General features: G+C 60.6%; 26 protein-coding genes. 15 read left to right on the forward strand and 11 right to left on the reverse strand.

Translation table 11 applies throughout. From position 1 onward, the window contains the following. Window positions 1-37 precede the first annotated feature (37 nt). Both FHT97_RS15840 and FHT97_RS15845 read right to left on the reverse strand, forming a co-directional pair. Window positions 38-220 (reverse strand): hypothetical protein, encoded by a 183-nt coding sequence (locus tag FHT97_RS15840; protein WP_016552358.1) that lies wholly within the window; start codon window positions 218-220, stop codon window positions 38-40. 173 nt (window positions 221-393) lie between these two features. Further along, window positions 394-717, reverse strand: a complete 324-nt coding sequence (locus FHT97_RS15845; protein WP_040673870.1) for a hypothetical protein — start codon at window positions 715-717, stop codon at window positions 394-396. A gap of 234 nt (window positions 718-951) precedes the next feature. Between FHT97_RS15845 and FHT97_RS15850 the strand changes: the two genes are divergently transcribed. The 5 genes from FHT97_RS15850 to FHT97_RS15870 all read left to right on the forward strand — a co-directional run bounded on the left by FHT97_RS15850 (window position 952) and on the right by FHT97_RS15870 (window position 9,138). Continuing rightward, entirely contained in the window at window positions 952-3,291 is a 2,340-nt protein-coding gene (locus FHT97_RS15850) for a transglycosylase domain-containing protein (protein ID WP_183863502.1), read from the forward strand. Between the two features lie 235 nt (window positions 3,292-3,526). Further along, complete coding sequence (dnaK, locus tag FHT97_RS15855; RefSeq protein WP_183863505.1) at window positions 3,527-5,443, forward strand: molecular chaperone DnaK; 1,917 nt, start codon at window positions 3,527-3,529, stop codon at window positions 5,441-5,443. Window positions 5,444-5,529: 86 nt separating this feature from the next. Further along, window positions 5,530-6,669, forward strand: coding sequence for a molecular chaperone DnaJ (dnaJ, locus tag FHT97_RS15860; RefSeq protein ID WP_114710810.1), 1,140 nt, complete (start codon window positions 5,530-5,532; stop codon window positions 6,667-6,669). 217 nt (window positions 6,670-6,886) lie between these two features. Next, a complete protein-coding gene (locus FHT97_RS15865) occupies window positions 6,887-8,779 on the forward strand; it encodes a tetratricopeptide repeat protein (RefSeq protein ID WP_183863507.1) in 1,893 nt (630 codons plus the stop codon). Between the two features lie 149 nt (window positions 8,780-8,928). Next, complete coding sequence (locus FHT97_RS15870; protein WP_183753476.1) at window positions 8,929-9,138, forward strand: hypothetical protein; 210 nt, start codon at window positions 8,929-8,931, stop codon at window positions 9,136-9,138. 15 nt (window positions 9,139-9,153) lie between these two features. On the opposite strand, the gene FHT97_RS15875 is transcribed toward FHT97_RS15870, so the two are convergent. Further along, on the reverse strand, window positions 9,154-9,522 hold the full coding sequence (locus tag FHT97_RS15875; protein ID WP_183863509.1) for a helix-turn-helix transcriptional regulator: 369 nt from the start codon (window positions 9,520-9,522) through the stop codon (window positions 9,154-9,156). 316 nt (window positions 9,523-9,838) lie between these two features. Here FHT97_RS15875 and mbfA point away from each other — a divergent pair, with 316 nt between their 5' ends. Further along, a complete protein-coding gene (mbfA, locus tag FHT97_RS15880; RefSeq protein WP_183753472.1) occupies window positions 9,839-10,822 on the forward strand; it encodes an iron exporter MbfA in 984 nt (327 codons plus the stop codon). Between the two features lie 53 nt (window positions 10,823-10,875). Here mbfA and FHT97_RS15885 read toward each other — a convergent pair whose 3' ends face one another. Beyond that, entirely contained in the window at window positions 10,876-11,475 is a 600-nt protein-coding gene (locus tag FHT97_RS15885; protein WP_183863511.1) for a transglutaminase-like cysteine peptidase, read from the reverse strand. A 151-nt stretch (window positions 11,476-11,626) separates the two neighbouring features. Continuing rightward, the gene (locus FHT97_RS15890) at window positions 11,627-12,427 is read right to left on the reverse strand and encodes an alpha/beta hydrolase (protein WP_183863513.1); all 801 of its coding nucleotides are present in this window, start codon (window positions 12,425-12,427) and stop codon (window positions 11,627-11,629) included. Window positions 12,428-12,606: 179 nt separating this feature from the next. Between FHT97_RS15890 and infC the strand changes: the two genes are divergently transcribed. After that, a complete protein-coding gene (infC, locus tag FHT97_RS15895; RefSeq protein ID WP_025658610.1) occupies window positions 12,607-13,143 on the forward strand; it encodes a translation initiation factor IF-3 in 537 nt (178 codons plus the stop codon). Between the two features lie 251 nt (window positions 13,144-13,394). Here the strand turns inward: infC and FHT97_RS15900 are convergent, their stop codons facing one another. Further along, entirely contained in the window at window positions 13,395-13,802 is a 408-nt protein-coding gene (locus FHT97_RS15900) for a hypothetical protein (RefSeq protein ID WP_183863515.1), read from the reverse strand. Between the two features lie 252 nt (window positions 13,803-14,054). Between FHT97_RS15900 and FHT97_RS15905 the strand changes: the two genes are divergently transcribed. The 7 genes from FHT97_RS15905 (at window position 14,055) to pheT (ending at window position 21,288) form a co-directional block, all read left to right on the forward strand. Further along, the gene (locus tag FHT97_RS15905) at window positions 14,055-14,603 is read left to right on the forward strand and encodes a twin-arginine translocation signal domain-containing protein (RefSeq protein ID WP_183863517.1); all 549 of its coding nucleotides are present in this window, start codon (window positions 14,055-14,057) and stop codon (window positions 14,601-14,603) included. Window positions 14,604-14,608: 5 nt separating this feature from the next. Then, window positions 14,609-15,274: a response regulator transcription factor gene (locus FHT97_RS15910; protein ID WP_183863519.1), complete on the forward strand. Its 666-nt coding sequence runs from the start codon at window positions 14,609-14,611 to the stop codon at window positions 15,272-15,274. Then, window positions 15,271-16,623 (forward strand): HAMP domain-containing sensor histidine kinase, encoded by a 1,353-nt coding sequence (locus FHT97_RS15915; protein WP_183753460.1) that lies wholly within the window; start codon window positions 15,271-15,273, stop codon window positions 16,621-16,623. The genes FHT97_RS15910 and FHT97_RS15915 overlap by 4 nt, the downstream gene beginning before the upstream one ends. Before the next feature lie 233 nt (window positions 16,624-16,856). After that, window positions 16,857-17,060 carry a 50S ribosomal protein L35 gene (rpmI, locus tag FHT97_RS15920; RefSeq protein ID WP_007529267.1) on the forward strand — a complete coding sequence of 68 codons (204 nt, stop codon included), beginning with the start codon at window positions 16,857-16,859 and terminating at the stop codon, window positions 17,058-17,060. 39 nt (window positions 17,061-17,099) lie between these two features. After that, the gene (gene rplT / locus FHT97_RS15925) at window positions 17,100-17,504 is read left to right on the forward strand and encodes a 50S ribosomal protein L20 (protein WP_007798644.1); all 405 of its coding nucleotides are present in this window, start codon (window positions 17,100-17,102) and stop codon (window positions 17,502-17,504) included. A gap of 262 nt (window positions 17,505-17,766) precedes the next feature. Continuing rightward, window positions 17,767-18,849, forward strand: coding sequence for a phenylalanine--tRNA ligase subunit alpha (pheS, locus tag FHT97_RS15930; protein WP_016552375.1), 1,083 nt, complete (start codon window positions 17,767-17,769; stop codon window positions 18,847-18,849). Window positions 18,850-18,864: 15 nt separating this feature from the next. After that, entirely contained in the window at window positions 18,865-21,288 is a 2,424-nt protein-coding gene (gene pheT, locus FHT97_RS15935; RefSeq protein WP_183863521.1) for a phenylalanine--tRNA ligase subunit beta, read from the forward strand. Window positions 21,289-21,341: 53 nt separating this feature from the next. Here pheT and FHT97_RS15940 read toward each other — a convergent pair whose 3' ends face one another. Together FHT97_RS15940 and FHT97_RS15945 are read right to left on the reverse strand one after the other, a co-directional pair. Continuing rightward, window positions 21,342-21,701, reverse strand: coding sequence for a nuclear transport factor 2 family protein (locus tag FHT97_RS15940; protein WP_183863524.1), 360 nt, complete (start codon window positions 21,699-21,701; stop codon window positions 21,342-21,344). A 216-nt stretch (window positions 21,702-21,917) separates the two neighbouring features. Next, a complete protein-coding gene (locus tag FHT97_RS15945) occupies window positions 21,918-22,412 on the reverse strand; it encodes a ferritin-like domain-containing protein (protein WP_183863526.1) in 495 nt (164 codons plus the stop codon). Window positions 22,413-22,555: 143 nt separating this feature from the next. Between FHT97_RS15945 and FHT97_RS15950 the strand changes: the two genes are divergently transcribed. Further along, window positions 22,556-23,173, forward strand: a complete 618-nt coding sequence (locus FHT97_RS15950; RefSeq protein WP_259126377.1) for a hypothetical protein — start codon at window positions 22,556-22,558, stop codon at window positions 23,171-23,173. Here the strand turns inward: FHT97_RS15950 and FHT97_RS15955 are convergent. From FHT97_RS15955 to FHT97_RS15965, 3 genes are all read right to left on the reverse strand, one after another. Next, window positions 23,163-23,507: a hypothetical protein gene (locus tag FHT97_RS15955; protein ID WP_183863528.1), complete on the reverse strand. Its 345-nt coding sequence runs from the start codon at window positions 23,505-23,507 to the stop codon at window positions 23,163-23,165. The two genes, FHT97_RS15950 and FHT97_RS15955, sit on opposite strands and share 11 nt — an antisense overlap. Before the next feature lie 88 nt (window positions 23,508-23,595). Continuing rightward, window positions 23,596-25,002, reverse strand: a complete 1,407-nt coding sequence (locus FHT97_RS15960; RefSeq protein WP_183863530.1) for an HlyD family type I secretion periplasmic adaptor subunit — start codon at window positions 25,000-25,002, stop codon at window positions 23,596-23,598. Then, a partial coding sequence (locus tag FHT97_RS15965) for an ATP-binding cassette domain-containing protein (protein ID WP_183863532.1) occupies window positions 24,999-25,412 on the reverse strand: 414 nt, incomplete at its 5' end. The genes FHT97_RS15965 and FHT97_RS15960, both read right to left, overlap by 4 nt.

A 25,412-nucleotide genomic window follows, 5' to 3' on the forward strand; every position in this document is an offset into this window, starting at 1 on the left:
TTCGGGCATAATCCACGGGGTCGCTAATGGTTCCCGCTTACCAGAGAGAAACTGAACTTTGCCGTGAGGCGAGCAGTTCGCGCATCTCGGCAAACGGACCGTGCAGCATCTTCAGACGGCTCTCTTCCATTTTGGTCAGCCGGTGGTGGCGTGCAAACTCGTGCACGCTCCAGACTTCGCGCAGCCTGAATTCTTCGGTGTTGTTAAAGTCGATGCTCATGAAATGCCTACATATTGCGCGGTCTGCGCTAATCTTAGGCGCAATTCAACGTGCTATATGTCAGATTTGTGACAGTCGCAACGAATGGCAGCTATGCCGAAAAAGCGTGGCTTGGTAAGCCAAAGAAAACAAAGCCCGGTCGAAGCCGGGCCCTGCGATTTTCCTGAATTCGACTATCGCCAATCGCGTCCGCGCACCCACGGCGGCGGGCGATCCCATCCGTAGGATCGCTCGTAGCGCCAACCATAGCGCGGCGGGCCGCCCCAGCCATAAGGGCGGCGGTCATTGCGCCAGCCGTATCGCGGCGGCGGCGGCCGGTTCCAGTTCGGCCGGCAATTGCCCCATCGGGTCAGGTGATAGCCGCGCCCGCAGGCATAGTCGACGAGCACTGTATTCTTGGCCGCAATGCCGTTCACTGGCGCAATCGGCATCGCTTCAGCCATGGAAACGCCAAATCCAAACATGGCGATCGCGGCTGCAATCATTCTCATACGCATCTCTGCACCTCTGTTATGCAAGTCCCTTGCCTGCCGATTAGAGAGCCGGTTCGGTGAACGGGGGCTGAACCAAATTTGACATTATTGGGGCAGGCATGGGCCGTTCTAACCACTTCTTAACCACCCCTTAAATCGCCGCATTTAAAGTTCAACCGGGTGGAGAACCGTTTGGCAAAGCACGGTTTCTGCGGCATCGCCGCGCGAGAAGCGAAGATGGGGTGTACCGGGTACTAGATGGCGGGCAGAGGCAAATCACGCGACAGGATCGAACCTTCTTTCAGCGGTCGCGACGACCGTGATGATGATGACGATTTCTCGCTCGATGCCGATGACCGTGTGGTGCGCGGACGCTCGACGCGGAAAGCGCCGCCGAAGTCGTCCCGTTCGCGGCAGCCGGAGCGACGCAAACGAGACCGCCGTGATCGCGATGGCGGTGGGCTCTTCGCTTTCATCCGTCGCCTTGTCTACTGGTGCATCGTTTTCGGGATTTGGGCCGGGATCGGCGTCGCCGGCCTCGTCGTTTACTACGGCTCGCGTATGCCGAGCGCGAGCACCTGGGCCATTCCGGAGCGTCCGCCGAACGTCAAGATCACCGCTGTCGACGGCAGCGTCCTTGCCAATCGCGGCACGACCGGCGGCGAAGCGCTGGCACTCGAAGATATGTCGCCGTACATCCCCGAAGCGATCGTCGCCATCGAAGACCGCCGTTTCTATTCGCATTTCGGCGTCGATCCGCTTGGCCTTGCACGCGCCTTGGTCACCAACCTGACGACCGGGCATATGGTTCAGGGCGGCTCGACGCTGACGCAGCAGCTTGCAAAGAACCTCTTCCTGTCGCCGGACCGGACGCTCGAGCGCAAGGTCCAGGAAGTTCTGCTCGCGCTATGGCTGGAGCAGAAATATACCAAGGAGCAGATCCTTGCGATGTATCTCAACCGGGTGTTTTTCGGTTCGAACGCCTATGGCGTCGAGGCTGCGTCGCGGCGCTACTTCAACAAGTCCGCGCGTGATGTGAACCTTGGTGAAGCCGCCCTTCTTGCCGGCCTCGTCAAGGCGCCGTCGCGCCTGTCGCCGGCACGCGATCCCGAGGCCGCCAATGCCCGCGCGCAGGTCGTGCTGCAGACGATGCGCGAGCAGGGCTATATCACCGATGACGAAGTGAAGACCGCCATGTCGCAGACGCCGGCCAAGGCAAAGCGCTATTGGTCGGGCGCCGGTCACTACGTCGCCGATATGGTCATCGACCAACTCCCCGGTCTGATCGGTGACGTCAAGGAAGACATCGTCGTCGATACGACGATCGACAAGACGCTGGAAAAGCGCGCGGAGCAGTCGCTGAATGACGTTCTCGGCAAGGACGGCGCCAAGCTCGATGCCTCACAGGCGGCCCTGGTTTCGCTCGACGGCACCGGCGCAATCCGCGCGCTGGTGGGCGGCAGGGACTATGCCGACAGCCAGTTCAACCGCGCCGTCACTGCCAAACGCCAGCCGGGATCGTCCTTCAAGCCGTTCGTCTACGCCGCGGCGCTGGAAAAGGGCCTGACGCCGTTTTCCGTATTCAACGACGCGCCGATCCGCATCGGCGACTGGACGCCCGAGAATTACGAGAAGAAGTATAATGGCGAGGTGACGCTCGCGACGGCGCTTGCAAAGTCGCTGAACACCGTTGCCGCCCAGCTTGTCATGTATGACGGGCCGGACCAGGTCATCAAGCTGGCACACCGTCTCGGCATCGAATCGGAACTGCAGCCGAATGCCTCGATCGCGCTTGGCACATCCGAAGTGTCGCTGACTGAGCTCACCGGCGCTTATGCCGCCTTCATGAATGGTGGTTACAAGGCGACGCCGCACGTGATCCGCAGGGTGACGACGGCCGACGGCAGCAAGGTGCTCTATGAGAACACCTACGACAATCCGCCCCGCGTCCTGTCGGAAGCGATAGCCGCAAACATGAATACGATGATGATGGGCGTCATCAACCAGGGAACGGGCAAGAGCGCCAAGCTTTCCGGCTGGCAGGCCGCCGGCAAGACCGGCACCACCCAGAACTCGCGCGACGCGCTCTTTGTTGGCTTCACCAGCAACCTCACGACGGGCGTCTGGTTCGGCAACGACGACGGCAAGCCAATGAAGAAGGTCACGGGCGGCGGCTTGCCCGCCAAGGCCTGGCAGGAGTTCATGGTCGCCGCGCACAAGGGACTGTCGCCGGCGCCGCTGTTCGGCAACGGTCAGTTCATGGCGGATCCGGCAGCCAATCCCGGCTTTGGCGATCAGCCGATGGCATCCGCCGAGCCTGGCATGGCGCCGCCGCTTGAAGAACCGACGACGATCGGCAGCATTCTTTCCGGCGTGTTTGGTGAGAGCGCCGAGCGTTATCCGCAGGCGCCGGGTCGGCCACGACGCCAGCCGATGACGGCTGATAACGGCGGCCCCGTGCCTCCCGCGGACATCGCCCAGGACGGAGATTATGGCTACGGCGACGCGCTGCCGCCGGGTGACATTGGCGAGCCTGAACCGGCGCCGGCACACCGGCCGAGACGGACGACTTTGCTCGACTTGATCATGGGGCAATAACCAAAGCATTCGGTCAGGAAAATGCCATTTTCCTGTGTGTGTCGAAATTAATCGCCGGGCGCTTGTTTTGCTGGTTTTCTGGCCATTTCTCGCCTTGCAGTCCCGAAAACCGCTCCTTATATACGCGGCATCACCGCAATCACGATTGCGTTAATCTTAAAGACCCATCCCGTAAGGGGCTGTCAGGGAAATGCCTTCTCGGGGTTCCGACAGCTTGCTTCAAGGAGAGAATGACATGGCAAAAGTAATTGGTATCGACCTCGGAACGACAAATTCCTGCGTCGCTGTCATGGACGGCAAGGACGCGAAGGTCATTGAGAACGCCGAAGGTGCGCGCACGACCCCTTCGATCGTAGCATTTTCCGAAGATGGCGAACGCCTGGTCGGTCAGCCGGCCAAGCGCCAGGCAGTTACCAACCCCACGGATACGCTTTTCGCAGTGAAGCGCCTCATCGGCCGCCGCTACGACGATCCGACGGTTGAAAAGGACAAGGCTCTCGTTCCTTTCGAGATCACCAAGGGTGACAACGGCGACGCTTGGGTCAAGGCCCGCGGCACCGGCTATTCGCCTGCCCAGATCTCCGCGATGATCCTTCAGAAGATGAAGGAAACCGCTGAATCCTATCTCGGTGAAAAGGTCGAAAAGGCCGTCATCACCGTTCCCGCATACTTCAACGACGCCCAGCGCCAGGCAACCAAGGATGCCGGCAAGATCGCTGGCCTCGAAGTTCTGCGCATCATCAACGAGCCGACGGCGGCAGCCCTTGCCTATGGTCTCGACAAGAAGGACGGCAAGACCATCGCCGTCTACGACTTGGGTGGCGGTACCTTCGATATCTCGATCCTCGAAATCGGCGACGGCGTCTTCGAAGTGAAGTCCACCAACGGCGATACCTTCCTCGGCGGTGAAGACTTCGACATGCGTCTCGTCGAATACCTCGTTGCCGAGTTCAAGAAGGACAACGGCATCGACCTCAAGGGCGACAAGCTGGCTCTGCAGCGCCTCAAGGAAGCTGCCGAAAAGGCGAAGATCGAACTGTCGTCCTCGCAGCAGACCGAAATCAACCTGCCGTTCATCACCGCTGATGCAACCGGCCCGAAGCACCTGACGCTGAAGCTGACCCGCGCCAAGCTCGAAAGCCTGGTTGAGGATCTGATCCAGCGCACGATCGCACCGTGCAAGGCTGCTCTTAAGGATGCAGGCGTAACGCCAGCCGAGATCGACGAAGTCGTTCTGGTCGGTGGCATGAGCCGCATGCCGAAGGTGCAGGAAGTCGTCAAGCAGCTGTTCGGCAAAGAGCCGCACAAGGGCGTCAACCCGGATGAAGTCGTCGCTCTCGGCGCGGCCATCCAGGCCGGCGTTCTCCAGGGCGACGTCAAGGACGTTCTGCTTCTCGACGTAACCCCGCTGTCTCTCGGCATCGAGACCCTCGGTGGCGTCTTCACCCGTCTGATCGAGCGTAATACCACGATCCCGACCAAGAAGAGCCAGACCTTCTCGACCGCCGACGACAACCAGCAGGCCGTCACCATCCGCGTTTCGCAGGGCGAGCGCGAAATGGCTGCCGACAACAAGCTGCTCGGCCAGTTCGACCTCGTTGGCCTGCCGCCGGCACCGCGTGGCGTTCCGCAGATCGAAGTCACCTTTGATATCGATGCCAATGGCATCGTGCAGGTTTCGGCGAAGGACAAGGGCACCGGCAAGGAACAGCAGATCCGCATCCAGGCATCTGGTGGTCTCTCCGACGCCGACATCGAGAAGATGGTCAAGGACGCTGAAGCCAATGCCGAAGCCGACAAGAAGCGTCGCGAAGGCGTAGAAGCCAAGAACCAGGCCGAAAGCCTGATCCACTCCAGCGAGAAGTCGCTGAAGGATTACGGTGACAAGGTGACCGAGGCCGATCGCACCGCGATCTCCGATGCGATTGCTGCTCTGAAGTCTGCCGTCGAGGCAAGCGAGCCGGATGCTGAAGAGATCAAGGCAAAGACCCAGACCCTCATGGAAGTCTCCATGAAGCTCGGTCAGGCGATCTATGAAGCGCAGCAGGCTGAAGGTGGTGCGGCAGACGCATCGGCAGAAGCTGGCGATGATAATGTCGTCGATGCCGACTACGAAGAAGTCAAGGACGACGACCGTAAGAAGTCCGCGTAAGCTGGACCAGAACGGTCACGTTTGAAACTGACATTCCGGCTGCTCTCCAGGGCAGCCGGAAATCCATTTCCGGGGTCTGATCCTTAATGGCAAAAGCCGATTTTTACGAAACGCTGGGTGTCGCCAAGACGGCGGACGAAAAAGAGCTGAAAAGCGCCTTCCGCAAACTCGCCATGAAATTCCATCCGGACAAGAATCCGGGCGATCATGAGGCAGAGCGTAAATTCAAGGAAATCAACGAAGCCTACGAAATGCTCAAGGATCCGCAGAAGCGGGCGGCCTATGACCGTTACGGTCACGCAGCCTTCGAGCATGGCGGCATGGGCGGTGGCGGCTTCGGCGGCGGTGGCTTTGGCGGCGGTGGTGGGTTCTCCGATATTTTCGAGGATATCTTCGGCGAGATGATGGGCGGCGGCCGGCAGCGGCAGCGCTCTTCGGGTGGCCGCGAGCGTGGCGCCGATCTTCGCTACAACATGGAAATTTCGCTGGAGGAATCCTTCTCCGGCAAGACGGCGCAGATCCGCGTTCCGACATCGATCACTTGCGATGTCTGTTCCGGCTCGGGCGCAAAGCCCGGCACCCAGCCGAAAACCTGCGGCACCTGCCAGGGTTCGGGCCGTGTCCGTGCAGCCCAGGGCTTCTTTTCGATCGAGCGGACCTGCCCGACCTGTCATGGTCGTGGCACGATCATTCCCGATCCGTGCACGAAGTGCCATGGCCAGGGTCGCGTCACCGAAGAGCGTTCGCTCTCGGTGAACATTCCGGCCGGCATCGAAGACGGCACCCGCATTCGCCTGCAGGGCGAGGGCGAGGCCGGCATGCGTGGCGGTCCGGCGGGCGATCTCTACATCTTCCTCTCGGTCAAGCCGCACGAATTCTACCAGCGCGATGGCGCCGACCTCTATTGCACCATCCCGATCTCGATGACGACGGCGGCACTTGGCGGCACGTTTGACGTGGCGACGCTCGATGGCACCAAGTCGCGCGTTACCGTGCCGGAAGGCACGCAGGCCGGAAAGCAGTTTCGCCTCAAGGGCAAGGGCATGCCGGTGTTGCGGTCGCCGCAGACGGGTGACCTCTACATCCAGATCCAGATCGAGACTCCGCAGAAGCTGACGAAGCGGCAGCGCGAACTCCTTCAGGAGTTCGAACAGCTGTCCTCGAAGGAAAACAATCCGGAATCGACCGGGTTCTTTGCCCGAATGAAGGAATTCTTCGAGGGCTGATCAAGTCATCGACAAAATGTTGAAAGGCTCGGTTGTTCCTGCAACCGGGCCTTTATTGTTTTTTGCTCCGGATTGCCTATGCAGGGTTGTTGCGCGGGCGCGACTTTCGCAGTGAAAATGGCTTTACTATTTTGGATCAGCCAAATGATTGGTGGGACATTAAGATAATAAAAGGGTAAATTAGCAGGCCGAACAACATAGCAGCGCCGAGGGACACTTGGAACGCCGTCTCGCAGCCATCCTCGCAGCAGATATCGTCGGTTACAGCCGATTGATGGGATCAGATGAATCCGGGACGCTGAGTGCGGTAAAGTCCTGCCGCACGGAGCTCCTCAACCCGAAAATTGCGCAGCATCGCGGCCGCATCGTCAAGATGACCGGTGACGGCATGTTGGTGGAATTCTCCAGCATTGTGAACGCGGTTGCCTGTGCCGACGAGGTGCAGCGGGAGACGGCGCAGCGAAACCTGTCCGTACTTGAAGAAAAGCGCATCGAGTTCCGGATCGGTATCCATCTCGGCGATGTTATCGTCGAGGAGGGCGATATTTTCGGCGATGGTGTCAATGTTGCTGCCCGGCTGGAAACGTTGGCCGAACCCGGCGGCATTGCTGTCTCCGCCTCGGTCAAGGACCACGTCGGCTCGCGGCTCGACCTGTCGTTCGAGGATCGCGGCGAGCACAGGCTCAAGAACATCAAGGAACCGATCAGGGTCTATGCGATCTCTCCGCGGCGGGCGCTGCCGCTGAAAGTGAACAAGGCCGCTCTGGCCGCTGCCAAGGAAAAGCACAAGCAGCTCGTTGCCGTCCTGCCTTTCACCAACATGAGCGGTGACGCCGAGCAGGAGTATTTTTCGGACGGCATCACCGAAGACATCATTACCGACCTCTCCAAGGTATCGAACCTCTACGTCGTCGCACGCAACACCGCCTTCACCTACAAGGGCAAATCCGTGCAGGTGAAGCAGGTCGCGGCCGAGCTCGGCGTCGACTTCGTTCTCGAGGGCAGCGTCCGCAAGGTCGGGCAGCGGGTGCGCATTACCGGGCAGCTGATTGATGCGAAGAACGGCGGGCACCTTTGGGCGGACCGCTTTGACCGTGACCTGACCGATATTTTTGCGATCCAGGACGAGATCACCCACGCGATCGTCGATCAACTCAAGATCAAGCTGCTGCCGGAGGAGCGGCGAGCGATCGAAGCCGAGCAGACATGCAATGTCGAAGCCTACACCTATTACCTGCGCGGTCGGCAGCTTTCTCACACCTGGACGCGGCCTTATCTGCTTCTGGCGCGGCGTATGTTTGCGACTGCGGTCGCTCTCGATCCGGAATATGCGCGTGCCTATGCCGGGATGGCCGATTGCGAGTCAGCGCTGCGCGACTGGCACGCGGGAGAGTATACGCTACAGGGGATTCTCAATCTGAGTGCCAAGGCGCTTGCACTCGATCCAAATCTCGCTGAGGCGCACGCCTCGCGCGGGCTGGCGCTGCACCAGGATGGGCGAGACGAAGAGGCGCTGAGCGAGTTCGAAAAGGCGCTGGCGCTGGAACCCGATCTCTATGAAGCGAATTTTCACTATGGCCGCTTCCTTTTCATGGAGGGCAAGTTCGAAGGAGCCATCACGTTCTTCACCAGGGCGGCCGAGATCAGGCCGGACGACTATTTGTCGCCGATACACCTGATGAGTGCATGTCGGTCGCTCGGGCTGGAGGAAGAGCGAGCGCACTGGGCAAGCATCTGCATCGAGCGCGCCGAGGAGGCCCTGGAGCGGCATCCGGAAAATTCAGGCCCTGCTCATCGCGGCGCGCTCGCCCTGGCGCACATGGGCGAGGCGGAAAAAGCAAAGGAGTGGGTGAAGCGCGCCCAGATGATCGACCCGGATGACATTGTTGCGCAGTATAACATCGCCTGTGTTTACGCGTTGCTGAACGAATGCGACGCTGCGCTGGACCTGTTGGAGGAGCTACTGCCGCTGTCGTCCTGTTATCACATCCTGTGGTTCAAGCATGATTCGGATCTGGATTCGGTGCGCGATCACCCCCGATTCGAAAAGATGCTGGATGCGATCGCGGCCTGCTCAGCCTCGCTGGACTTCAAGGTGGCGTCGGAATAGCGCTGGCGCCCGGCACTTGTTCCATTCTGGAGCAGGCCGAAATGCGCATCTGTCTTGCGTTAACGCAGGCAATGAATGGCGCTTTGCAAAGGCACACGAAGCGGCCAGTATCCTTGCGGGGATCAACCAAAAAATCGAGGGCAACTTCCATGATGGCAGCCGCCGCTTCCGTGTCTTTCCAGTCTGACGATGTCGATGTGCTCGCCGGCGCGCTCTACGCGTGGTGCGCCGAGCACAATATCAAGCTGCGCAGCCAGCAGGGACTTGCGATCGCCAGCATCGCGATAGATCTCTATCATGCCGGCCATCAGACGCAGGACGATTTGCTCGTCGCCCTTCACGAGCGCGAGCTGCACTGACCGGCAGAGCAGAGCTCAGCCCAACGCCTCGACGTAGCTGTCGCCGGTCATGATCGACAAGATGGTCTTTACGGCCTCTTTGCCTGCTGTGGAGCGAAGCTTGTCGTAGTGCAGGGCAAGCTCATAGGCCTCCGGGCTGAGACCTGGTCGCGCCGATCCGTCACGCGGATTGGCGCCTTCGAACAGGTCCGAAATATCCACGCCCAGAAAGACCGCGATCTGGTGAAGCTTGCTCGCGGATACGCGATTGGTGCCTTTCTCGTATTTTTGAATCTGTTGAAAAGTCAGCCCCAGCGCGTCTCCCAGTTCCAGCTGCGATATGCGTCGTTTGGCCCTGAGCGTCCGGACATTTCTGCCGACAATAATATCTACCGGATCTGGCACTGCTGTGTTCCCTCATTATAAATTCAAATGCGCTAGTACTATGCCCGCCTTTTGCAATATCTCAACCAACTAGTTGCAATTTTCAACCTGCTTTTGCTGTGGTTTTGAGCCGCTCAGTCATACACTTTCGGCGTAGACATCGACCGTAACGTGCACGCTATTTGCGATGCGCGTTTAGGGCGGCAATCGTGCGTAAGTCGCATTCTACTTTACTTGCCGCGGCGATCACCTGATTCCCCGTCGATTCCGTGGCTTGCCAAACTTGACCCAAGCATCGACAACTCATATTTTAGAATAATTCTAAAACGAGGTTGTCATGTTCAACAGACTTTTCAATTCATCCAAGCGTTCTTTTGATTCATTGTCCGAACAGGAAATACTCGCGCTTGCCATCGGCTCCGAAGAGGACGACGCGCGCATTTATCTCGCCTACGCCGACATGCTGCGGGACGCGTATCCCGCGTCGGCAAAAGTCTTCGAGGACATGGCCGAGGTCGAGGACACACATCGCAAATCCCTGATCGAAATTTATCGCCAGCGGTTCGGCGAGCGCATAACGCTCATCCGGCGCGAGCATGTTCGAGGATTCTATGAGCGCAAGCCCGACTGGCTGCGACGCAACCTGTCATTGGACAAGATCCGGGACGAGGCGGCGGCCATGGAACAGCAGGCCTATCGCTTCTATGTCGAGGCCGCGACCCGCGTGACCGACGCCGGCACGAGGCAGCTTTTGGGTGACTTGGCGCTCGCCGAGCAGGGCCACGAAGAGATCACCCATATGCTGGGCGACAAGCACACGCCTGAGACCGTAAAGGCGGAGGAAGACGTCGCGGCGCGGCGGCAATTGGTTCTGACCTACGTGCAGCCCGGTCTCGCTGGTCTGATGGACGGCTCGGTGTCGACATTGGCGCCGATCTTTGCGGCCGCGTTTGCGACCCAGGACACCTGGCAGACCTTCCTTGTCGGCATGTCCGCATCGGTCGGCGCCGGCATCTCGATGGGCTTCACCGAGGCGGCGCATGACGACGGCAAGATTTCCGGCCGCGGTTCGCCGATCAAGCGTGGTCTCGCCTGCGGAGTCATGACGGCGCTCGGCGGTCTTGGGCACACCTTGCCGTATCTGATCCCGAACTTCTGGACTGCAACGACGATGGCGGTGATCATCGCGATCTTCGAGCTTTGGGCGATCGCGTTCATCCAGAACAGGTTTATGGAAACACCGTTCCTGCGTGCCGCCTTGCAGGTAGTTGTCGGCGGCGGTCTTGTTCTCGGGGCCGGTATTCTGATTGGAAATGGCTGAGGTACAAAAAAGGCCGGCATCTCGCCGGCCTTTCCTGTTCAATCCGATATTGTCTACCTCAAGGCGCCGACCAAAACGTCGCGGCCGTTTTCGATGGTGACCCAGCGACCGGCATTGGCGCTCGACTGGCGCTTGATGAAGGAGTAGGGGGTGTCGAACCACGGCTTGACGCTGGATGCCAGGTTGTCGAGCACGAAGTCGCCGTTGGTGGTGCGCAACGTCAGTACGGCATGGCCTTCGCCGTCCGGCTTGCGAACGACCGTGAGCAGAAGGTTAGCTGGCGAAATTCCCCGCTGAACCAGGATGCGGCGCTTCAAGAGGGCGAAGTCTTCGCAATCGCCCGCCGTCGTCGGATAAGCCCAGACCTCATCCTTGCCGTAGATTTCCTTGTCGGTCATCGGTGTGATGCTATTGTTGACCGTGGCGTTGACCGATCGCACCATTCCCCACTTGGCATCAGACATCTCAGCCGGCGAGGTGTTGCGGTTCGGGCCGCATTCGTTGCGATGGATCTGGCAGAAGTCGTAGTGGCCGATCGGCTGGGAAGTGGCTGCGCCTGTGACCATCGAGAGGTTGTTGGTGGAAGCCGGCGTTGCGGCTGTAGACATAGCAAACACGGCCATCATGGCCACGACGAAACCCTTGATCCGCACGCCCGCTCTTCCCTTGCATCGCCCATGTATTGTTAACAAAAAGTTAACGGACGGAGGCTCGGAGAGTCAATCGTTACTTCTGGGGAGGGGGGTGCTAACCACCAACATGGTTAAAATCCGTTAGGATTTGGCACAGGCGGTACCGTTTGAATTATCGGATAAGCCCTTTGACGGCGGCAAGGATGCGCTCGATGTCCTGCGGTCGCGAAAGCCGGTGATCGCCGTCGCGCACAAAGGTCAGTACGACATCGTCGGCAGGCAGATGTTCCACCAGTTTCATGGCGTGCTGATAGGGAACGTCGGGATCCTTCATCCCCTGCAGGATATGCACGGGGCAACCGGTCTCGATGATGCCTTTGAGCACGCTGTTGTCGCGCCCGTCCTCCATCAGCGCCCGCGTATAGATGTTTGGCTCCGGGCTATAGGCCGACCGCTCTTCGAAGTAGCCGCGCTCGGCTAGCGAGGCTTTCTCCTTCTTCGTGAGGTTCGGCTCGATCAGCTCGGTGGTGAAGTCGGGAGCCGGCGCAATCAGCACCATGCCTTCGAGCTTCGGCCCGTCCTGCCGCTTGGAAAGTTCCTGCGCGAGCCTGAGAGCAATCCATCCGCCCATCGACGAACCTACGACCAGAATCCGGTCGGGGGCCGTGTGGAGGATCACGGCAAGCGCTTCCTCCAGCCAGCGCGAGATCGTCCCGTCGGTGAACTTGCCGCCGGATAGGCCGTGCCCGGAATAGTCGAGGCGTAGGCAGGCGAGACCGTTTTCCGCGGCAAACCGGTCGAGTTCGATCGCCTTGCTGCCGCTCATGTCGGAGCGGTATCCGGATAACCAAACGAGGGTTGGGCCGTTTGCCTGACCGGACCGGCTTCGCGCGAGGTAGGCAATCTCGCGTGCGGCTTCGCCTTCTCCTACGGTCAGATATTGTTGGTCATGAATGAAATTTGCGTCAGACATCGCAGAACTCCGATTGTTTTGGCCTATAAAACAGATTCTTGACAGGCTGACAGCAGGTGTTTTTTCCGCTAAAGAATGCTACTGACTCCGTTGCAGCAATGGTGAGACTACGTTTGTACTCCCGTGATTGGGAGTGCCAGGGCTGCAGCGATCCGAAACAACGCGAGGAGAATACGACCATTCGCAGACCCTTTAAAGCCGACGCGCCCGTGAAGGAAGGGCCGCGCTCGAACCGGGAAATTCGCATCCCCCGAGTTCAGCTGATTGATGCTGAAGGACAGAACTTGGGCGTTGTGCCCACCGACCAGGCGTTGAAAATGGCTGAAGAAGCCGGCCTCGACCTGGTGGAAATCTCCCCCAATGCCGAACCGCCTGTGTGCAAGATCCTCGATCTGGGCAAGCTGAAATACGCCAACCAGAAAAAGGCCGCCGAGGCGCGCAAGAAGCAGAAGATTGTCGAAGTCAAAGAAATCAAGATGCGCCCCAATATCGACACCCATGACTATGAGGTGAAGATGAAGGCGATGGGCCGTTTCTTTGAAGACGGTGACAAGGTCAAGGTGACGCTGAAGTTCCGTGGCCGCGAAATGGCGCACCAGGAACTCGGTATGAAGCTGCTGCAGCAGGTGAAGGCCGACACGACCGAATATGCCAAGGTCGAAGCCGAGCCGAAGCTTGAAGGCCGCCAGATGATGATGGTGCTCGCGCCGAAGTGAGGCGTGTAGCTACTCTCGTATCAAAGCCGTCCGTAAGGGCGGCTTTTGTATTTTGGGGCCTCGTCCACCCAATCTGACAGGATGCTGACAAACGCGCTCAACGGTCTGTCAGCGAGACTTTGGCAATCTGTTCTCAACAAAGAAGAGAGCAGAAGGCAAAGATCATGAAGAAGACCATTTCCCACACGTTTCTGGCTTCAGTCGCCGCAATCGCGGTGACCTTGTCGCTCCCGACAATCCAGACATTCAGTTCAGGCCATTTTTCGTCGGCAGCATTTGCCCGTGGTGGCAGCGATGATGGTGGTGGGAGCAGCGGTAGCGGTTCCGGCGGCTCGGGCGGCAGCGGCAATAGCGGATCCAGCCACAGCGGCGGCAGTGACGACCACAGCGGCAGCGGGCGTGGCGGTGATGATCACAGCGGTCGCGGCGGTCACGACGACGGCGACGACGATCATGGCCGTGGCCGTGGCCACGATGACGGTGCCGACCATGACGCCAATGACGACAATCCCGGCGAACACCGTGGTGGTCGCAACGACAATCGTCCCGAAGTGACCCTCGCAGTGTCTCAGCAAAGCCTGACAGGACTGCTGAATGGCTCGCTCGTTGCTGTCGACCAGCTTGGTCGGCGCCTTGAGGTTGAGATTGAGCTTGAACATGGAACGCGCACGGTGGTTGCGCATCCCCATAGAGGTGACTTTGTTCGTAATCCTGGCGCGATCACCAGCGTCAACATAGTTCCCGCTTCGGCGCAATAATCTGCCCGGCGCGGTCTTCCGGCCACCCCTTCGGAAGAAAGAACTCCGCCGCGCCCCGGCGGAGTTCTTGGTTTCTTGGAACCTTGTCTCGTCGCGATAAAGCGTTCAGTGTAGGTTCCGCGATTGCAGATGCTTGAAATACTTGGAAGGTCAATGAACACAAGCCGTCGCAGTTTCATGACGATGTTGATGCTGGCCGTGGCGCTCGCCGCCGCCGGCCCGATGTTCGTTTCCCATGCCGAAGCCAAGGATGGCAGCGACGATGGCGGCGGCGGCAGCGGCGGTGGGAGCGGTTCAAGCGGCGGCAGTGGCTCGTCGGGCTCCGGCTCGTCCGGATCCTCGGGGTCCAACTCGGGCAGCGGGAGTTCCAATTCCGGTCGTGGCGGCCACGACGATCACGGGGATGATGACGGCGGTGATGACCACGGCGGCGGCGGAGGCGGCGGCGGTAACAGCGGCCGCGGCAGCGGCGGACGGAACACCGATTCCGATCGCGCGCGCGACGCCGTTCGCGAGGGACGGATCCTGCCGCTGAAGACCGTTCTGCAGCGCATCGACGCAAAACGCTACGGTCGGGTTATCGACGTCAATCTCCGTCGATCTATGTTCAGCGATGTGTATCAAGTGAAGGTTCGCGACGGGACGGGCGCGATCAGGACATTGCGCGTTGACGCCCGCAACGGAGCATTGCTGGGGGGCTAGGGGCTATGCGTATCCTGTTGGCGGAGGATGATCCCAATATTTCCGGCCATGTGGTCGAAAAGCTGGGGCGGGAAGGCTATCGCGTCGAAGTATTCGCGAGCGGGCCTGCCGTGTGGGAAGAGGGCGAGACCGGCGATTACTCAGCCATCATCCTTGACCTCGGATTGCCCGGCATGGATGGCCTCTCAATACTGAAACGTTGGCGCGGCGCGGGCATCAACACGCCGGTTCTCGTTCTGACGGCTCGCGGCTCCTGGATGGAGCGTGTCGACGGCTTCGATGCGGGTGCCGATGACTATCTGCCGAAGCCGTTTCGTACCGAGGAACTGTTGGCCCGCCTGCGGGCGCTTCTTCGCCGCACCGGCGCTGTTGCTGTGCGCGTCAAATCCGCCAACCGTTTCACACTTGATGAGAGCGCCAGACGCGTGACGTTCGACGGGCGCGAGCTCGACCTCAGCCCGCTGGAATACCGGATGATCGCGCTTTTCATCGGAAAGCCCGGGGAAGTGCTCAGCCCCACCGAACTGGCAAGCCAGGTTCAGGGCCGTGACGACGATTCCGCCAAGAATGCCGTGGAGGCCATGGTGGCGCGGCTGCGAAAGAAGACGGACAGCGACGCCATCGAGACCCGGCGCGGCTTTGGCTATGTCCTTCCGGAGCGACCTCGGTGATCCACTCGCTGCATTTTCGCCTGGCTGCCGGAGCGCTTGTCGCGATCGCGCTGGCGTTGACGCTCGTCTGGGCGGTGCTCAGCCATCTGTTCACGGACTATCTGGCCGACCAGTATTCCAACGAAATGACGTCGGTGATGGATTCGCTGGCAGCGCGGCTCAGCGTGGAGAATGGCGCTCTTGAATTGAAGAACGAGCCTGCCGACTCGCGCTTCCAGATCCCGGCTGGCGGCCGATACTGGCAAATCTCTCCCGATGGCAACGAGGAGCCGCTGCGGTCCCGCTCGCTGTGGGACGAGGAAATCACCACGGATGACCTGTCGAAGGACATGTATTGCGGGTTCCGGGAAACGGACGGGCCGGATGGCTCGCCGCTGCTGGTGTCGATGAAGACGATGGCGCTTGGCGAAGGCGACGCAAAGAAGAACTTCACCGTCTACGCCGCTTTTTCCAAGCCGGAGATGGAAGCAGCGCTTGAAAGCTATCACCGGCCGTTGCGGTTGATGCTGCTTTCGACCGGCGGCATGCTTCTCCTGGCCGCATTTTTGCAGGGGTGGGTGGGCCTGCGCCCGCTGGTGCGGCTTCGCGATCGCGTCGCCGATATCAGGGCCGGGCGCAGCTCTCATATCGGCACGGAGGGGCCGAGCGAGGTCAAGCCGCTGGTTCGCGAGATCAACTTGCTGCTCAGCGAGCGCGAGACGGCGATCGAACGGGCCCGTGCTCGTGCGAGCGACCTCGCCCACGGTTTGAAAACGCCGCTAACGGTGTTGTCGCACCTGGTTGAAGCTCTGCCCGAGGGCCAACGCGACACCGCCTTGCAGCAGATCGAGCTGGTCCGGCAGCGCGCCGACCGCCAATTGCAGGCGGCGCGGATGGGCGTGGAGCAGATGGCAACGACATCGCTGCTCGGGATTTCCGGAAAGCTCGTCAACGTCTTGACACCCTTCACCGAAGAGAAGGGGATCGACTGGCATCTCGATATCGATCCGTCGCTCACGGTACAGGCGGATCCCGCCGATATTGCCGAGGCGCTTGGCAACGTGCTCGACAATGCCGTGCGCTTTGCCAGAACACGCATCGATCTTTCCGCCGGGCGCTCACAGGATGATGTCGTGCTCAGCGTTTCCGACGATGGGCCCGGAGCCGATCCGGAGAGCTATAACTTGATGTTGAAGCGCGGCGTCCGGATCGACGAAGGCACGGCAGGAACTGGGTTGGGGCTGGCGATCTCGGGCGATATCCTGGAGGCTTACGGCGGCAGGCTCGATCTTTCCGCCTCGCGGTGGGGCGGCCTTCAGGTGAAACTGATGCTCCCGGCCATGGCCGCCCGGCCTCCCGCCATTGCCTAGAAGATTCATCCGCCGCCCCGTTGCACTTTTATGACGCTGCGGTTATAAGCGCGCGTCCGAACTGACCGGCAGGGCATGCCGTGGCGGTTTCGAATGCTTGCGGAACGGTTCATCACCGGAGCCGCAGATCAACAACAAACGCTCCCGCACCTTGTTGCGACGGCCGTAAACCGGGCATCGCGAGAAGGCTTCCTTGATGAAGCATGCAGGGGGATCAGAAACGGAGTAGCAAAATGCCCAAGATGAAGACGAAGTCTGCTGCCAAGAAGCGGTTCAAGATCACCGCGACCGGTAAGGTCAAGGCTGCAGCTGCTGGCAAGCGCCATGGCATGATCAAGCGTACCAACAAGTTCATCCGCGATGCACGTGGCACGATGGTTCTCGCAGAACCCGATGGCCGCAAGGTCGTGAAGAACTACCTGCCGAACGGTCTCTAAGACTATTCCGCGAACGCTTTAGATTAAGGAGATCATGAAATGGCACGTGTAAAAAGAGGCGTTACCGCCCACGCCAAGCACAAGAAGGTTCTGAAGGCCGCTAAGGGCTTTTACGGCCGTCGCAAGAACACCATCCGCGCTGCGAAGGCTGCTGTCGATCGTTCGAAGCAGTACGCTTATCGCGACCGCAAGATCAACAAGCGCAACTTCCGCGCCCTCTGGATCCAGCGTATCAACGCTGCCGTCCGCGAATTCGGCCTGACCTACGGCCGCTTCATCGACGGCCTGAACAAGGCTGGCATCGAAGTCGACCGTAAGGTTCTCTCCGACATGGCTATCCATGAGCCGGAAGCATTCGGTGCACTCGTTGCTGCCTCCAAGAAGGCTCTCGAGTACCTGAAGGACGCCGGTACGAAGAACGAGTTTGAAGCAGCCGTCAACTAAGCCGGCGCTATTCGAACCTTTGCTTCGATGATTTGGGACCCGCGCTGGCCAGGCTTGCGCGGGTTCTTTGCATTGGCGCGATGGCGATTGAGACGGCTTGGCCGCTCCTCGTTCGACGTCGCGGGCTTTTTGTGGTGTGCCCGGTTGATTGGCTGCGTGCACATGGGTAGTGATCTGCGACGCTTCATCGTGGCGCTTGAGCTATCCGATGCATGTTTTCGTGAATTATCGACAAGACTGACGCCCTGTGAGGCAGGAAAAGATGACCGAACTCGAAACCCTGGAAAAGCAACTTCTGTCTGATGTGGCAGCCGCTGCCGACGAGCCGGCGATCGAAGCCGTGCGTGTTGGAGCACTCGGCAAGAAGGGTTCGGTCTCCGAGCTCCTGAAGACGCTCGGTTCGATGACGCCGGAAGAGCGCCAGACGCGCGGTGCGGCGATCAATGCGCTGAAGAATGCCGTCACCGACGCGATCACGGAACGCAAGGCGGACCTGAAGAAGGCCGCGATCGACGCCCGCCTGAAGGCGGAGACTGTCGACGTCAGCCTGCCGGTCCGCTCTTCGCCGGCCGAGCGCGGCCGCATCCATCCGATCAGCCAGATCATCGACGAGATCACCGCGATCTTCGGCGACATGGGCTTCTCGATCGCTGAAGGTCCCGATGTCGAGACCGACTATTACAATTTCACGGCGCTGAACTTCCCCGAAGGCCACCCGGCCCGCGAGATGCACGACACCTTCTTCTTCAATCCGGATGAGAACGGTGAGCGCAAGGTGCTGCGCACGCACACGTCGCCGGTGCAGGTGCGCACCATGGAAGCGCAGAAGCCACCGATCCGCATCATCATCCCCGGCAAGACCTATCGCCAAGACAGTGACGCGACCCACTCGCCGATGTTCCACCAGGTCGAGGGCCTCGTCGTCGACAAGAAGGCGAATGTCGCCAATATCCGCTGGGTGCTCGAAGAGTTCTGCAAGACCTTCTTCGAGGTCGACAGCGTGACGATGCGCTTCCGCCCGTCGTTCTTCCCGTTCACCGAGCCGTCCTTCGAGGTCGACATCCAGTGCGACCGCTCCGGCCCGATCGTCAAGTTCGGCGAGGGCACCGACTGGATGGAAATCCTCGGCTGCGGCATGGTGCATCCGAACGTGCTGCGCGCCGGCGGTCTCGATCCCGACGAGTACCAGGGCTTTGCCTGGGGCATGGGCCTCGACCGCATCGCCATGCTGAAATACGGCATGCCCGACCTGCGCGACTTCTTCAACGCCGATGTCCGCTGGATGACCCATTACGGCTTCCGCCCGCTCGACATGCCGACGCTGTTCGGCGGTCTGAGCGCGTAAGGGAGGATAGAGATCATGAAGTTCACACTTTCCTGGCTGAAGGATCATCTGGAAACGGATGCGACCCTCGATGAAATCTGCAAGCGCCTGACCGAGATCGGGCTCGAGGTCGAGGACGTCGATGACAAGGCGGCGTTCAAGCCCTTCGTCATCGCCAAGATCCTGACCGCCGAGAAGCATCCGCAGGCAGATCGCCTCAAGGTTCTCTCGGTCGACACCGGCAATGGTGCGCCCGTCCAGGTCGTCTGCGGCGCTCCGAATGCGCGCGCCGGCCTGATCGGCGCCTTTGCAGCTCCCGGCACCTATGTTCCCGGCATCGACGTGACGCTTGCCGTCGGCAACATCCGTGGCGTCGAAAGCCACGGCATGATGTGCTCCGAAAAGGAGCTGCAGATTTCCGACAGCCACGATGGCATCATCGATCTCCCCGAGGATGCGCCTGTCGGGCAGAGCTACGCCGCCTATGCGCACCTCGACGATCCCATGATCGAGATCAACCTGACGCCGAACCGTCCGGATTGCACCTCGATCTACGGTATCGCTCGTGACCTGGCCGCCTCCGGCCTCGGCACGCTGAAGACACGGCCCGCGCCGTCCTCCGCCGTCGAAGGCGAGACACCGGTCAAGGTGACGCTCGACCTCGATGACGAGAAGCTTTGCCCGGGCTTTGCGCTCCGCCTCGTGCGCGGTGTCAAGAACGGCCCGAGCCCGAAGTGGATGCAGCAGCGCCTGCTGGCGATCGGCCTGCGCCCGATCAACGCGCTCGTCGACATCACCAACTACATGACCTTCGACCAGGGTCGCCCGATGCACGTCTTCGACGCCGCCAAGGTCAAGGGCAACCTGACAGTCCGCCGCGCCAAGGATGGCGAAACGGTGCTGGCGCTCGATCAGCGCGAGTACAAGCTTGGGCCCAACAACGTCGTGATCGCGGACGCCGATGGCATCGAGTCGATCGGCGGCATCATGGGCGGCGAGCATTCCGGCTGCGACGAGAACACGACGGATGTCCTGATCGAGAGTGCTCTCTGGGATCCGATGAACATCGCGAAATCGGGCCGCGGCCTCGGTATCATCACCGATGCGCGCTACCGCTTCGAGCGCGGCGTCGACCCTGAGTACATGGTTCCGGGCATCGAGCGCACCACCGAACTGGTCCTCGAGCTCTGCGGCGGTACGGCGGCCAAGGCCGATGTCGTCGGCTACAAGGGCTATGACCCCAAGATCGTCGATTTCCCCTTCTCCGAGGTCAAGCGCCTGACGGGGCTCGAGGTTTCGACGGACGAGAGTGTCGAGATCCTGACCCGCCTCGGCTTCAAGGTCACCGGTTCCGGCGAGCGCGTCTCGGTCTCGGTGCCGTCCTGGCGCCCCGATGTCGACGGCAAGGCCGACCTCGTCGAAGAAGTCATGCGCATCCACGGCGTCGACAACATAAAGCCCGCGCCGCTGGAAAGCCACGCGGCCGTCAACGGCAGGATCCTGACGACGCTGCAGATCCGCACCCGCACCGCCAAGCGCGCGCTTGCCTCGCGCGGCATGCTGGAAGCCGTCAACTGGTCCTTCATTTCGGAAGATCAGGCAAAGCTCTTCGGCGGCGGCTCGCCGGCACTGAAGCTTGCCAACCCGATCGCCGCTGACATGTCCGACATGCGTCCGTCGCTGTTGCCCGGCCTGCTCACGGCTGCCCAGCGCAATGCCGACAAGGGCTACGGCGACGTCGCGATCTTCGAAGTGTCCGGCACCTATGAGAACGATCGCCCCGAGGGCCAGCGCCGCGTTGCCGGCGGTGTCCGTCGCGGCACCGCCTCGCTTGCCGGCGCCGGCCGCATGTGGCTGAACGCTGCCAAGGGTGGCGGCAAGCCGGTCGACGTCTTCGACGCCAAGGCCGATGCGCTGGCCGTGATCGAAGCCTGCGGCCTGCCGATGGGCAATATCCAGATCGAGCAGGGCGGACCCGAGTGGTACCACCCCGGCCGCTCCGGCACGATCAAGATGGGTCCGAAGGTTATTCTTGGCTATTTCGGCGAGTTCCATCCCTCGACGCTGGAAGCGCTTGACGTGTCAGGCGCGCTCTCAGGCTTTGAAGTCTATATCGACGCCATGCCTGAGCCGAAGAAGAAGGCGACCCGCACCAAGCCGGCGCTCGAGCTTTCACCCTTCCAGGCCGTCAAGCGCGATTTCGCCTTCGTCGTCGACAAGTCGGTGGAGGCAGGCGCGATCATCAAGGCCGCGACCGGTGCAGACCGCAAGCTCGTCACCGGTGTCAACGTCTTCGACATCTTCGAAGGCCCGTCGCTCGGTGAAGGTAAGAAGTCGGTGGCGATCGAGGTGCAGATCCAGCCGGTCGAGCGCACGCTGACCGACGAGGATTTCGAAGCGCTGACTGAGAAGATCGTCGCCAGCGTGACGAAGTTCACCGGCGGCGTCCTCAGAGCCTGAGGCGCATCCGATCTGTTAATGCAAAAAAGCCGGCGATCGTCTCGCCGGCTTTTCTATGTGTGGAGATAGTAGAGCTTGTTGACGATCGTCCAGCGGCCATCGATCTTCAGCATCGAGAGATAGTCGGTGAACCGCATGCCGGCGAAATCGTCGCTGACCTTGACGCTTGCCGCATCGCCGATGATGTCGAGCATCTGGATGTCCATATGCGGCTGTGTGGTCGGCGGCGCCGAGCCCTCGGCGACGATGGCGGCAATGAACTCGTCCCGGTTCAGCCATTCGACGGCATTTTCGTAGTGGCCGATGATGGCACATTGCGGATGAAAGGCCTTCCGCAATGCCGCTTCGTTGGCGAAGGTCATGCCTTCGACATAGAGATGAACGACTGCTTCGATTGCCTGCTGGTCCGACATGCCTCACCTCGCCAGAAAGATGCCCAATAGCATAGTGCAGCGAATGGGTGCGGCAAGGTCGCCCGATGCGACAGCGCCTTAACCTTTTGGCTGGATCGCAAGCTCCGCCGGCCAGGGAATGCTCGCCGGCGATCTGGTCTCGCGGACCTTCCCCCGGTTGTCGATCGCGCCGGGAAGGAACCTGTGCAGCTATTGTTGCTCCCGCGGGACCGACAATCAGGCCGCGGCCTTCTGGTTGGCGGCTGTCATCGCCAGCTGTGACAGGGTCTTGTCCGTCGCGGCCTCTTCCTTGAGCGTCGCGTCGAGCAGGGCGACGACGTCCTTCTTGCCGAGCGTCTGTGCCCAGGTCTTCAGGGTGCCGTAGCGGGCGATCTCGTAGTGTTCGACCGCCTGCGCTGCTGAGATGAGACCAGCATCGATAGCCGGCGAGCCCTTGAATTCGTCGATGATCTCTTCGCCCTCGGCAATAATGCCCTGGATCGCTTCGCAGGTCTTCCCCTGGGCGCGCTTCCCAACGATTTCAAAGACCTGCTGCAGGCGTTCCACATGGCCTTCCGTCTGCTCGCGATGCTTTTCGAAGCCGGCTTTCAGCTGTTGCGATCGGGCCGCCCGCGCCATTTTCGGCAGGGCGCGAAGAATCTGCCGTTCGGCAAAATAGATGTCCTTGAGCGTATCGTAGAATAGATCGTCGAGGGTCTTTTCCTTGGCCATTGTCTCTTCCCTTACTGTGTGGAGTACCGCGAAGCGCGGACGGGAGAAGAAGCTAAGAGGACGCTAATTGTTCCGGCCGTTTTTCGGGTTGCGCCGATCGTCAGGGCCGGCAGACTGCGGCGGTCAAACAACGGGAGCTTTTCGTGAAGAAACCTGGATCGATGAAGGGCCTGGAGGATCTCGGGCGTGCGCGGCTTTCGAAGAATTTCTTCCTCCGCGATTTCCTGCATTCCGAAATCGCCGATTTCTACCGCATTCCGAACATTCCGGAGAATCCCGATTTGGCGATCGAGGCGGGAAAACGGCTCTGCGAGGACCTGCTGGAGCCGCTGCAGGCAACCTTCGGCCGGCTGCACATCCGCTCCGGCTATCGCTCGCCCGAGGTCAACCAGTTCGGCAACCGCAACAATCTCAACTGCTCGTCAAATCCCGCGACCGCGGCCGATCACCTCTGGGATCTTCGCGATTTCGATGGCTGCATGGGAGCGACAGCCTGCGTCGTCGTTCCGTGGATGATCGACAACTACCGCAACGAGGAGGATTGGCAGCGGCTTGCCTGGTGGATCCACGACCATCTGCCCTATACCGCACTCTGCTTCTTCTCGAAACTCTGGGCCTTCAACATCCAGTGGCATGAGCGACCCCGCCGTATCATCCAGAGCTATGTCCGGCCGCGCGGCATCCTCACGAAGCCGGGAATGGAAAACTGGGAAGGCAGCCACGCCGGGTTCTATGAAAGTTTTCCGCCGCTCAGAAGTTGACGCGATAGCGAATGTGCCCGTCGTTCTCGACATAGCCGTCGTAGGGCGCGCTTTTGAATCGTGCCACCCAACCAAGGCTGCTTAACACTGTCCGGCATGTCCCAGGACAGCTCGGCGACGCTTGCGATTTCGGTGAGAAGCGGAATATCAGGGCCGGGATTGTCGGGGGCGTTGACCTGGCAAGGCCGACTGCCAGGCGATTGTTGAGTCGCGCGAGATCGGCGCGCTTGAGCGTCAGCATCGTATCTTCGAAGGCCGAGCCGGTCACATCAACAAACTGCCACCCGGTAATAGCTGCACTGTCCCTCTCGATGGTGGCAGTGCGACCTATCATATTGTCGGGACCGCTGCATCCCCACTGCTGGGGAGGCGATAAAGCGGCCCCGTCAAGCATTTGCGGCGCCAGCGGCCATCTGGCGTTTTCAGGGCTCGCGGATTGCGGTGTCGAGTCCTCTCAAGATGGGATAGAGGAAGTAGGAGATGACGGTACGATGCCCCACCATAATCTCGGCTGAAACCGTCATACCGGGCAGCAGACGCACGGGCTCGTCCGAGCCCTTTAGCCTTGGGTCAGCGAGCGGTATGAGTGCCTTGAAATAAGGGGCCGCCGTCTGGGTTGCGGCCTCCTGCTGCGATGGGGTGAAGGCGTCGCGGCTCACCGTTCTGACCGTCCCGGATGCAGTGCCGAACTTTTGGAACGGATAGGCGTCAAACTTGATGCGCGCTTCCTTGCCATTGGTAATGCGGCCGATGTCGCGGGTGTTGACCGAAACCTCGGCTTCCAGCGGTACATTGAGCGGAACCAGCGTCACAATGGGCTCGGCCTCTCGAACCACGGAGCCAACCGAGCGTGCGGCAAGATCAAGCACGACTGCATCCGCAGGTGCCGTCAGTGCAACCATGTCACGCCGAAGCTCCATCTTCTTCAGTTCCTGAGCGGCGGTGTCGCGCTGGCTGCGCAGATCGACCAGTTGCTCCATGGCGGCGCGTCGGAAGTCTTCGATGAACGCCTGTCTATCCGCCTTCAGCTTGGCGAAGGTATGCTCTGCCTCATCTGCCCGGCCCTGGACAGCGCTAAGACTGGTCTCGACATCCAGGCGAGCGTCGCGCGATCCAAGCAGTGTTATCAAAGATCCGCTTTCGCGATTGTAAAGCCGTTCGCGGGCACCCTCGATCTGTGACAAGGTATCACGCCGATTGGCAAGGACCGTCTCCTGGTTCCGGCTTGAAGTGATCGTCGCGGCCTGTGCCGCAATCTGCTGGTCGTAGTTCTGCAGCTGCGCCATGTAATAAGCGCGGCGCTGCCCGAAAAGCTGCATCTGAAGCAGTTCGTCGCGGGATCCGCCGGCCGTCTGGGTGTAGTCGGTACCGGCAAGCTCGGCTTCGAGGCGTTTCACCTGGGCGTCGAGAGCCGCGAACTTTGCCCGTTGCTGATCGACGTCAGATTGGCTGAATGTCGCATCGAGCGTCGCGAGCACCTGACCTTTCTTAACGATCTCGCCGGCTGCGACATTGATCGTTCGGATGATGGACGTTTCGAGAGGCTGTACGACGATGGTCGGCTGCGTCGTGATCAGTTTACCGGGCGCAACGACGACCTCGTCGATCGACGAAACGGACGCCCAGACGATTGCCGCGGCAATCAGCGCGGTGATGCCGTAAAGCGTCATGCGAGCGACTCTTGGCGGCGCGCGTTCCTCCAGCTCCACGGCATCGGATTGGAACTCTGCGATCGCGGCTGGCAGCGAGCGCCTGAGCGCCGGTTGAGTGACCGGGGCGGGTGCTGGAACTGGAAGGTTCTCTCTTGGTTTTTCAGCGCGCGCGTTCATGCTACCTGCCTCATCTGCTGGGACCACAGGTGACGGTATGTCATGCAGCGTGTGACCAGTTGATCATGCCTGCCGATATCGGCGATCTTGCCGCGTTCGACGACGAGAATGGCGTCCGCATCCACAAGCGTGGAGAGGCGGTGAGAAACGATAACCACCGTTCGCCCGGCCGCGATCTGGCTGAGGTTTTGGCGAATGATCGTTTCGCTGTCCGGGTCGAGCGCGCTGGTGGCCTCGTCCAGGATCAGCAGTTTCGGATCGGTGATGAGTGCCCGGGCAATTGCCAGACGCTGTTTCTGCCCGCCCGACAGGTTCGAGGCGTTTTCCTCCAGCATCGTGTCGAAACCGCGCGGAAGGCGCTCGATGAACTCTTCGGCGCCGGCAATGCGTGCCACCTCCATGATTTCCTC

The organism is Rhizobium sp. BK399, assembly GCF_014194695.1.
Lineage (GTDB): Bacteria > Pseudomonadota > Alphaproteobacteria > Rhizobiales > Rhizobiaceae > Rhizobium.